The organism is uncultured Brachyspira sp. (assembly GCF_944393015.1).
Classification (GTDB): Bacteria; Spirochaetota; Brachyspiria; order Brachyspirales; family Brachyspiraceae; genus Brachyspira.
Genome location: NZ_CALXYQ010000002.1, coordinates 72,934 through 83,637, shown reverse-complemented (window position 1 = coordinate 83,637; position 10,704 = coordinate 72,934). Strand labels below are relative to the sequence as shown.

General features: G+C 26.4%; 10 protein-coding genes. 3 read left to right on the top strand and 7 right to left on the bottom strand.

Going from position 1 to position 10,704, the window contains the following annotated elements:
• Positions 1–68 precede the first annotated feature (68 nt).
• The 4 genes from Q0K19_RS01290 to Q0K19_RS01275 all read right to left on the bottom strand — a co-directional run bounded on the left by Q0K19_RS01290 (position 69) and on the right by Q0K19_RS01275 (position 2,308).
• Complete coding sequence (locus tag Q0K19_RS01290) at positions 69–401, bottom strand: STAS domain-containing protein (protein ID WP_297244834.1); 333 nt, start codon at positions 399–401, stop codon at positions 69–71.
• Positions 402–529: 128 nt separating this feature from the next.
• Positions 530–1,048 carry a hypothetical protein gene (locus Q0K19_RS01285; protein WP_297244833.1) on the bottom strand — a complete coding sequence of 173 codons (519 nt, stop codon included), beginning with the start codon at positions 1,046–1,048 and terminating at the stop codon, positions 530–532.
• Positions 1,049–1,056: 8 nt separating this feature from the next.
• A complete protein-coding gene (locus Q0K19_RS01280) occupies positions 1,057–1,587 on the bottom strand; it encodes a hypothetical protein (RefSeq protein WP_297244832.1) in 531 nt (176 codons plus the stop codon).
• A gap of 133 nt (positions 1,588–1,720) precedes the next feature.
• Entirely contained in the window at positions 1,721–2,308 is a 588-nt protein-coding gene (locus Q0K19_RS01275; RefSeq protein WP_014487596.1) for a TetR/AcrR family transcriptional regulator C-terminal domain-containing protein, read from the bottom strand.
• 307 nt (positions 2,309–2,615) lie between these two features.
• Here Q0K19_RS01275 and Q0K19_RS01270 point away from each other — a divergent pair, with 307 nt between their 5' ends.
• Both Q0K19_RS01270 and Q0K19_RS01265 read left to right on the top strand, forming a co-directional pair.
• The gene (locus Q0K19_RS01270; RefSeq protein WP_297244831.1) at positions 2,616–5,795 is read left to right on the top strand and encodes an efflux RND transporter permease subunit; all 3,180 of its coding nucleotides are present in this window, start codon (positions 2,616–2,618) and stop codon (positions 5,793–5,795) included.
• Positions 5,796–5,910: 115 nt separating this feature from the next.
• Positions 5,911–6,465 carry a sugar O-acetyltransferase gene (locus tag Q0K19_RS01265; protein ID WP_297244830.1) on the top strand — a complete coding sequence of 185 codons (555 nt, stop codon included), beginning with the start codon at positions 5,911–5,913 and terminating at the stop codon, positions 6,463–6,465.
• A 311-nt stretch (positions 6,466–6,776) separates the two neighbouring features.
• Here the strand turns inward: Q0K19_RS01265 and Q0K19_RS01260 are convergent, their stop codons facing one another.
• From Q0K19_RS01260 to Q0K19_RS01250, 3 genes are all read right to left on the bottom strand, one after another.
• Positions 6,777–8,150 (bottom strand): MATE family efflux transporter, encoded by a 1,374-nt coding sequence (locus Q0K19_RS01260; RefSeq protein WP_297244829.1) that lies wholly within the window; start codon positions 8,148–8,150, stop codon positions 6,777–6,779.
• A gap of 46 nt (positions 8,151–8,196) precedes the next feature.
• Positions 8,197–8,736, bottom strand: a complete 540-nt coding sequence (locus tag Q0K19_RS01255) for a flavodoxin family protein (RefSeq protein WP_297244828.1) — start codon at positions 8,734–8,736, stop codon at positions 8,197–8,199.
• Positions 8,737–9,244: 508 nt separating this feature from the next.
• Positions 9,245–10,132, bottom strand: a complete 888-nt coding sequence (locus tag Q0K19_RS01250) for a LysR family transcriptional regulator (protein WP_297244827.1) — start codon at positions 10,130–10,132, stop codon at positions 9,245–9,247.
• 151 nt (positions 10,133–10,283) lie between these two features.
• On the opposite strand from Q0K19_RS01250, the gene Q0K19_RS01245 reads away from it, so the two are divergent.
• Positions 10,284–10,634, top strand: coding sequence for a MerR family transcriptional regulator (locus tag Q0K19_RS01245; RefSeq protein ID WP_297244826.1), 351 nt, complete (start codon positions 10,284–10,286; stop codon positions 10,632–10,634).
• Positions 10,635–10,704: the final 70 nt, after the last annotated feature.

Sequence of the window (10,704 nt, the reverse complement as noted above, 5' to 3'; positions counted from 1 at the left end):
ATTTATTACAAAACTAAAACATATGTAAAGTATTATACAAAAAAAAACAAATAAAATCAATCTAAATATTAGAATGAATCTACTGCCTCATCTACACTTTCATATACTTCAAATAAATCTTCTAACTCTACTGTTTTTAATATTTTTTTGATTATATCAGGAACGCAAGCTAGTACTAATCTTCCATTTTTATCTTTAATTTTTCTCATTATAGAGATGAATACTCTTATACCGCTAGAACTCAAATATTCAATACCTGATAATTCTAATATTAAATTAATAGAACCTGATTCTACTAATTGCTCTAATTCAGCTTCAATAGATACTGATAAATTAACATCTAATTTACCAACTAAACTTACAACTTTTACTTTACCTTTATCTTCTATATTTAAACTCATATATTTCTCCTTGAAAATAATAATTGATTTTGCAAGTATAACAAATAAAAAAAATTATTCAATATACTTACATATATAACAATAATATTAATAAAATTGTAATATCTATTTTTCTGAAAAATTGATTATTACGATAAAATTCCTATCATAGCTTTTTTTTCCCAATTTATATCCGATGACTGAGGACAAGGAAAAGTACTCCATTTAACATTTTTTTTGGCAATCCAATTTTCTTTATCTTCAAAAACTCCGTTAAATTTCATCCATTTATTTAGCTTGGTATAGTAAGAAGGTTTATAAGCATAGGTATAATATAATTTATTGTTTTCAACTATATACCCTTCCATAAATGTTACTTTTATAGAAGGATATCCTGAAAAAACAAGCATAAATTTATTTAAATGATCTGTATTGCTGTAAACTGCCATATTCTCATGTTTTGCTTGAATAAAACTTAATCTCTTTTTTTTATTTATGATAAGGTCGCCGTCTTCTCTGAATAGATAATCTCTATCAGCTTCCTTTACAATTCTAGTCTTTACTAATTTAATCCAAGCATTATCATAAGAAATAACGGTTTTATTAGTTATGAAAAATAAAACCGTTAAAACTAATAATATAACTAATATAATAGAAATATACGACATTATATTTTTTAATATAACTCTCCTGCATATTCACCTTCAGCCCAGTTAACATCTTCCGGCTGAGGTACAGGATAAGAACTCCAATCTGCATCTGAATTTGCTACCCATCTATCATTTGTAAAAGTAGAATTAGCTTTTTTCCAAGAATCTAATTTACCTTGATAGCTTCTTATATATTTTGAATATCTCATTATTTTTCCGCCTTCTATAGAATAGCCTTCAACTAGATTAAGACCTAAAGCTGGAGCATTATCATAAAACATAGATATAGGCACCTGATGATTATAATATGCATGAGTATCTGATCTAGCTCCTATGAATTTATAAATTTTAACTAAATGAAGCGGATTATTGCCTGAAACTAATTCTAAATCCCCGCCAGGTCTTCCTTCATATAAAGCTCCTCTCATATCTATTGTCTTTCTAAATATAAAACTAGACCAATTTTTAGAATAATCACTATCTTTTGTTATATTTTGGGCATTTAAAAAATTAAATGAAAAAACAAATAACAATATAAATAAAATTATTTTCTTCATAATTTTCTCCTATTTTTCTATTATATATAAATCAAATAAAAAATATAAATGTAAAATACACTTTTCCGTATTATTATCGGAATAATACTTTATTTATAAAAACAATAAAAAAATTAATTATGAAAAAACAACATTATTCAGAAAAAACTCTCTGCATAATAATATCTGATATATAAGAAGCCAATTCTTCTACAGATATAAAACAATCATTAACTATCCAATCTGTAAGAACTGATATGAATGCTCCGGAATAAAAGCTAACCATAACTCTAATAACATTATCTTTATTTGGACGTATAGTCTTAAAATCTTTTATTCCTTCTATTACATAAGAAGCTAAATACTCTCTCAAAATACTAGTAACACTTCCGTCTTTATTGTTTTGGAATATTATTTTTAAATATTTTCTGTTCAAATAAAAATATTGTAATATTCTTTCCATTATATCGACATGCGAGTCTTTTAATTTATTTTCTATTTTATATCTTTTCAAATCTTCTAAAAATTTTGCCTCATATTCATCTAATTTTGATTTTAATAATTCATATTTATCATTATAATAAGTATAAAAAGTACTTCTATGCATATTAGCTTTTGCACATATATCAATTACTCTTATATCTTCAAAAGGCTTTTCTTCCAATAAAAGACCAAGAGAGTCTTCAAGCAACTTTTTAGTTTTTTTTACTCTGGCATTATTTTTATTTGAACTGCTTTTCATATAAAATGTCCTAGATTTTGATAAATAAAAAATATTAATAGACTTGTGTATATTATATTATAATATTATAAAATGTAAACAATTTATATTTTATAATTATAAATATTTTAATAAAAAATATAAATTAATTTCACAATAAACAACAATATAATACTTATGTCTATAAAATAGTCCTATTTTCTACTATTTATAAAATAATCCGATTATGAATATTATTTGATATATAATTTTTTTAATTAACAATATAAATTCATAATAAAATTTGCTATACTATAATGTATAATATATAACCTGGAATAATGAGATAATGAAAAATTTAATATACTTTTTTGCTAATAATAGAATGCTGGTAAATATCATAATATTCGTTTCTATTATGATAGGTCTATATTCATACTATAATATAGATAAAGAATCATTTCCTTCTACAGACTTGGAATTAATGATTTTGCAAGTTGTTTATCCAGGAGCTTCTCCATTAGATGTAGAACAAAATGCCGTTATACAAATAGAAGACCAATTAAGGACTATATCCGGAATAGATGAATTTACTTCTATAATAACAGAAAATGCTGCTATTATATTCGTGCAGTTAGATATGGAAATAGATACAAGCAAAGCTAAAGATGAAATATTTAGAAAGATGCAAAGCGTGCCGGATATGGCTTCAGAAGTTCAAACTATAGAGATAACAGATATAAACCCAAAATTAACTCCAATATATAATATAGGCGTGCATTTCAAAAAAGGATATAATGGAGATGAAAAAGTTTTATACGATTTCAGTAAGGAGTTAGAAAGACAATTAAAATATGTTGATGGTGTTGCTGATATAAGGGTTCAGGGAAGAACTGATCCGGAAATAAAAATTCTAGCCGATCCTAAAAAACTTCAGGAATATTATATTTCTCTAACAGACATAGTAAATTCACTTTCTGCAAGAAACATAAGAGCTACAAGCGGTGATTTGAAAAAGCCTATCTATATGGATTTAGAAGAAAATGAAGAAGAAAAAACAATAGTTACAATGGGACAATTTGAAAATCCTACAGAAGCTACTAATGTTGTTGTTCGCTCTACTTTCAATGGTCAGAGAGTAAGGATACAGGATTTGGCAAAGGTAGACAGCGGTTTCGTTGAAAAATCTATATATGTAAGAATAAACAGCGTTGAAGGATATTCTTTAAGCATATTAAAAAAAGAAAATGCTGATATAGTAAAAACTACAGAAAATATAAATGCATTTCTTAAAAATAATCAAAATTTAATACCTGAAAATATTGAAGTTACAACTATGGGAGAAACTTCAAGAATGGTATTGGCTCTTACAAATGTTGCAACAAGCAATTTAATATTTGGTTTTATTATAATATTAGTGGTTCTTTTAATATTCTTAGATTTCAAAAGTGCTTTATTTACAAGTATAGGAATGATAGTTGTAATATTTATTACTTTTTCATATATACATTTCTCTGATTTAACATTCAATATAATATCTCTTGCCGGAATAATTACAGTTATAGGAATGGTTGTTGATAATAGTATTGTAGTGTGTGAAAATATATATGACTTTCAAAAGGTTGGTAAGACAGGACTTGATGGTACAGTAGAGGCCGTAAAAGATGTTGTTAGTCCTATAATGGTTGCTACTATGACTACCGTTGTTGCTTTTATGCCTATGCTTCTTACTAAAGATGTTGTTGGAAAATTGATTGCTCCTTTTCCTAAAGTTGTTGTAGTTGCTTTGATTGCCAGTTTATTTCAGGCTATATTCCTTCTTCCTAATAATTTGCAGGATAAAACTAAAAAGAATTCTAAATTTAATTTTTTAAGAAAAATAAAAAATCCATTAGATTTTGATAAAGAAAAGTTATTCAATGCTATGAAAAATCCTTTTAATAAGGCTTTGAAAATATTATTAAAATTCAGATATCTTGTAGTATTATTTTTTGTAATACTTTTGATATTTTCATTCTTCCTAGCAAAAGACAGTCTTAAAAAATTCATACTTATATATGATACAAGCTCAGACAGTATAATGATAAATATTGATTCGGGAATAGGAAACTCTATTAAAAACACTATGAAATATGTTGAGCAAATAGAAAATGCCATATACAAATCTGTTGATCCTAAAAACTTAGTTGCAGTAAATAGCGTAATTGGAAAACAGGTTAATCAAAACATAGTTGATATTTCAGAAGAATCTGCAAATCTTGCCGGTATTACAGTTTATCTTATACCTTCTACAGAAAGAAAAAAAACAGCCTATGACATAATGGACGATATAAATGCAGAATTAGAAAAAACAAGTTTAAGACAGGAACTCGATGCTTTGATGGTATCTGTTAAACTTCCAATGGATCCGGGAAAAGCAGTTGATATAAAAATCGTAGGTAATGATATTAATCAAACTAGAAAAGTAAGAGATGAAGTGAAAGCATATTTACTTAGTTTAAATGGCGTTATAAATTATTATGATGATGACAAAATAGGAAAAGATGAATTAAGAGTATTATTCGACTATGATGAAATAGCTCAATTAGGTATGAATGTTGCTAATGTTGCAAATGAACTTAGAACTGCATACAGCGGAACAGTCGCAACATCAATACAGGAACTTGATTATAAATTAGATTTTAGAGTACAGTTAAACAGAGATTATATATATGATACTAATGTACTTAATAATCTTGTTATACCAAATACTTATAATAGACTTCTTTATTTGAAAAATGTTGCTAAAATAGTTGAAACTAATGGAGTATCTGCAATAAGGCATTATAATGGACAGAGATGTATAACAATCAATGCCGATTTAGTTCAGGGACAAAATACATCTATACAGGTAATGTTTGCCATACAGAATAAATTTAAAGATATAAGCCAAAGATATCCGGGTGTTATAATAGGATTCGGAGGTGAGGCTGATCAAACAGTAGGAGCTTTAGACGGACTTACAGTTACATTATTTATAGCAATAGTTTTAATATATTTAATATTATTATTACAATTTAAAAAATTTGCTCAGCCTTTGATGATAATGTTCTTAATACCATTTACATTAACAGGGGTATTTATTGCATTCTATCTTCATGGTATGCCTATGTCATTTATAGGTTTTATAGGTATAGTGGGATTATGCGGTGTTCTTGTAAATGACGGTATTATAATGATAGACTTAATAAACAAAATCATAGAATCCGGTAAAACAAATCCTGATGCTTTGGATAATCCTAAAAAGTTTGCATTTAATTCTATAGTAGAAGGCGCCACTCAAAGACTTTTACCTATATTCTTAACTACAGTAACTACAGTTGGTGGATTGATGCCTACGGTTTATGGTATAGGAGGAGATGCCGATTTGATAGTGCCTATAGTTATGAGTTTAGCTTATGGTCTTATATTCTCAACATTAATAACTTTGATATTTTTACCTTGTGTATTCATGATAGCAGTTGATTTGAAACTTATAAAATTAAAATAATTTGCAAGGATTACAAAATATATTTAATATTTAATTAAAAACATTTTTCATATTGACCTTAGAGTTAACTCCAATGTTATAATTAGAAATATAACAATTAAGGAGAATACTATTTATGAATATAAAAGAATTTTTAAAAGATTATAGTTCAGGAAAATCAATAGATATGTTTTCTGAAGAGTTTATAAATATAGCAAATAAAATGCAGGAAACAGAAAAACTATTATGGCAATATAATAATACATTTCAAAGCTATAAAAATAACAAAGAAATTTTAAATCAAATTTTTGAAACCAATTTAGATGAATCTGTAATTATAATGCAAAATTTTCATGTTGATATAGGAAATATAGAGTTCGGAAAAAATATATTTATAAATAAGAACTGCACTATAATGGATATAGGCGGAGTAATTATAGAAGATAATGTACAGATAGCACATAATGTGAGTATAATAACTCCTAATCATGATTTTGATAATAGAAATATACTTATACCAAAAAGAATTGTAATAAAGAAAAATGTATGGATTGGTACAGGTGCTATTATACTTCCGGGCGTTACCATTGGAGAAAATTCAATAGTTGCTGCCGGTGCTGTTGTAAATAAAGATGTTGAAAGCAATACTATAGTAGGAGGCAATCCCGCTAAAGTGATAAAACCTTTATAAATTATACTCGTTTCAAAACTAATTGATAAATTAGTTTTATATAAAAAATATAGTAATAACTTATTTTTTATAATAAATGTTTTACGTACTGTATTACTTATCTATAGAATGCAGTCTTTTTGGTTCTTTGTGTCAACAAAAGAACTGGGGGTGTGGGGGCTAGTCCCCACAATTATAAATAAAATTAGTTTTGAAACAAGTCTATTGTTTTAGCTTTAATTAATAATAAAAAATTGGTATGTTCTTAAAAAATTATTAAGTCATACCAATTTATCTTCTTTTATTTATTACATATCATTTAATGACTATCATTAACTATATTGAAACTTTATCCATTTACCGCTTAAATATCTAAAAGTAAATATTATAGCCTTAACTATCCAATCAACAAACATAGCTATCCAAGTGCCAACCATACCCATTTTGAAATATAATGCGAATACATAAGCCAACACTATCCTGCATAACACCATTGAAACTGAAGCTACTATCATAGGAAACTTAGCATCTCCTGAGGCTCTGAATACCACAGGCAAAGAATAACCTAAAGGCCATATAATCATCATAATGGCATGATACCATGATAATTTATAAGTATATCCTGTAGCCTCTGCTGATAAATGATATATATTAAGTATTATAGGCAAAATGGCAAGCATAATAGCACTAGTTATAGTCTGAGATACATAAATAATAGCTATAATCTTTTTAGTATAATATTTAGTTTGATTATAATCATTAGCACCCACACATTGAGATATAATAGTTGTAAGTCCTAAGCCTATAGCCATACCGGGAAGAACCTCCAAACTAGCTATAAGAGTAGATACAGAATTTGCAGCTATTGAAGCTGTTCCGAATGTAGATATTAAACTCAATATAAGAAGTCTTCCTAAATAGAACATTCCATTTTCTATACCATAAGGAATGCCTACTGATAATATTCTTTTTATTGTTTGCAAATCCATCTTATACATAATTTTATTTTTTATATATATAAGATTATTTTTATTAAGCCCCAAAATTATAATTATTAAAGCCGAACCTATTCTGCTAATTAGCGTAGATATTGCCGCCCCTGCTATACCCATTTTGAATACATAAATTAAAAGAGCATTCCCTATAACATTTAATATATTCATAGATATCATAATCTTCATTGATATTTTTGAATTACCTATAGTTCTAAACATTGAAGCCCCGCCATTATAAATAGCTAAAAATGGTATTGAAGCTGCCACTATCAGCATATAAGTATTTGCTTCATTTCTAACTTCATCGGTTATGCTTCCGAACAATGCAGAAAATATAGCATCTTTAAATAAATATATAATTAATGTTATAAATACAGAAAATAATAATAAAAATCTTATAAGCTGATTGATAGAGTCATCTGCCTTTTCTATATTATTAGCTCCTATATGCTGACCGCTTGCAACTGCACCTCCTGTAGCAACAGCAGCAAATATACTTATAAGAAATGCAATTACAAAATCCACTAAGAATACAGCAGATACGGCAGACTCCCCTACACTAGCAACCATTATAGAATCTATAAGCCCCACTAAATATTCTAAAAATACTTCTATAATAAGCGGAACAAATAATTTTATAAGATATTTATTAGAAAACATATAATTTGTTTTTATATTATTGTTAAAGTCCGAATAACTTATATCACTCACTTTCCAACCCTCAAAAAATTAATTTAATTATTCTTTAATAAAATAATCAAACATTCAATCCCATATTGTATGCTTCCTTCATAAAATCTTTATCGTTAATCTCTCCTTTATTCCAAACGCTATGTGCTAATATAAAACCTTTCTCTCTTACATCTTCCAAACAATCTAAAAAGCCTCTGAATCCGTCAATAGTTCTAAGCATTTCATCTTTATTTTCAGTAGCAGCAGTTGCAATAAAATAAAAATCTTTGTTCTTAATCTCTAAATATTTAGTAACGCATCTGTCTATAAATGTTTTCATTTGAGCATTCATTGTATAGAAGTATACAGGTGTAGCCATTACTATTACATCAGCTTCAAGCATTTTATCCAATATATCTTTCATATCATCTTTTTGTACGCAAGGCTTATTATTTTTATAGCAAGTTCCGCAGTCTTCGCAATAACCTATATTCTTATCTTTAAAAAATATTTTTTCAGCATTATGTCCTGCTTCTTTTGCACCTTTTAAAAATTCATCGCATAATGTATCAGAATTACCGCCTCTTCTTGGGCTAGATGATATTATCAATACTTTTTTACTCATTTTACAACACCTCATTTTTATTAATTTTGAAAGTATTATAGCATTAGAGTGCACTCCAATGTCAAATGATTTTATAGAGTTTTTTATAAAAATGAATAAATTTTATATAAAAATTATAGATTATAAAAATATATAATTAGCTATTAACATTCAAGATAATAATAAAATAATAATACAATTCATTAATATATACATAAACAACTATATTTTATCAAAAATAAAACTATAGTTTCTTTTTAATATATGGGGCTTTGCCCCATACCCCACTTCTTTTGTTGCCACAAAGAAGCAAAAAGGCTGCATTTGGTCTTTAATTTAATAAATTATATTACATATAATACAATTTTAGTATGATTTAGTGCTAATTTTATACTTGCACTTTCGCGAAGCGTATCCGAGCTTGTCGAGGATATAGGTTCTTTTTGCGGCGGGAAAAAGAACAACAAAAAATTGAAAAACTTAAAAATTTTTAGTATATATAAATAATATTACTACAAGATATATATTTTTATAATTTGTTTTTTAGTTCTTCTAAAAATATTTTTGAAGCTTCTGAAAATACTTGATTCTTCTTCCAAACCACTCTCAATTCTATTTCTAATCTTGGATTTAGTTTTATAAAGCATAAATCGCTTGTATTGATTGTATTAACTAATTTATCTATAGTTAAAGCATATCCTATACCATCTTCTACCATTAAAGCAGCATTGTAAATCAAATTATAACTTAATATAATATTCAATTTATCAAAATCATTTCCTATCCATTCACTAAATTTTGAAGTTTGTATTTTATTATTAAAAAATATTTTTGGACATATTATAGGTATATCAAATAAATCATTTTTTTCTATGAATTTATTTTTAGATAAATGAGAATCTTTCCTCATCAATAATCCATAAACCTCTTTATAAGGAATATCTATATAATCATATTTAGATGAATCTATATTTCCTATAAGCACTCCAAAATCTAAAAGTCCTTTATCAAGTTTCTCTGTAATTTCAGAATATGCACCGCTATGAATATGGTATATTATATTAGGATGAGACTCTCTAAGATCTTTTATCACATCTGCAATTAATTTTATATAATAAGTTTCCGCACTTCCTATATAAATATCGCCTGCTATAATATCATCTGAAGATTTAAACTCCATTCTGGTTTTTTCTACCATGTCAATAATTTCTTCTGCCCTCTTTTTAAGTAAAACACCATCGGAAGTAAGTTTTATACTATAGTTGCTTCTTATAAACAATTTCTTACCGATTTCTTTTTCTAAATTACTTATTTGTCTTGAAAGATTAGGCTGTGTTAAATTGAGAGAATTTGCTGCTTTTGTAATACTTCCTTCTCTGGCAGCCGTTAAAAAATATGTTAAAGACTTTATATCCATTTTTAATACCAATCAATTTTTATTTTATAATATCATATTCAGCATTATATAGCAATACCTTTTTAGTATAACTAATTATAAGATATAAGTATTTGATATATTTTAATAATAACTTAAAATTACCGCATAAGATAAAGAAAAGGAGAATATTATGACTATATCAGAAGTAAGCGAATTAACAGGTTTATCAAAAGATACTTTAAGATATTATGAAAAAATAGGAATAATACCTGAAATAAGCAGAAACAAAAGCGGTATTAGAATTTACAATGATTATAATTTGCAATGCATAAAATTCTCAAAATCAATGCGTGATCTAGGTATATCATTAGATTCAATAATCAAATATATAAAATTATACAAAAAAGGAAAAAACACTTTAAACGAAAGAAGATCAATACTAATCAATGAAAGAGATATTATGCAAAGACATATTAATGAAATGAAAATGAAATTAGAAATGTTAAATAAAAAATTAGAAGAAAAAGATTTCTTTAATTAAATGAAAAATATCTTTTCATATTGACACTGGAGTTAACTTCAATGATACAATCATAAAACAATTTGTTAGT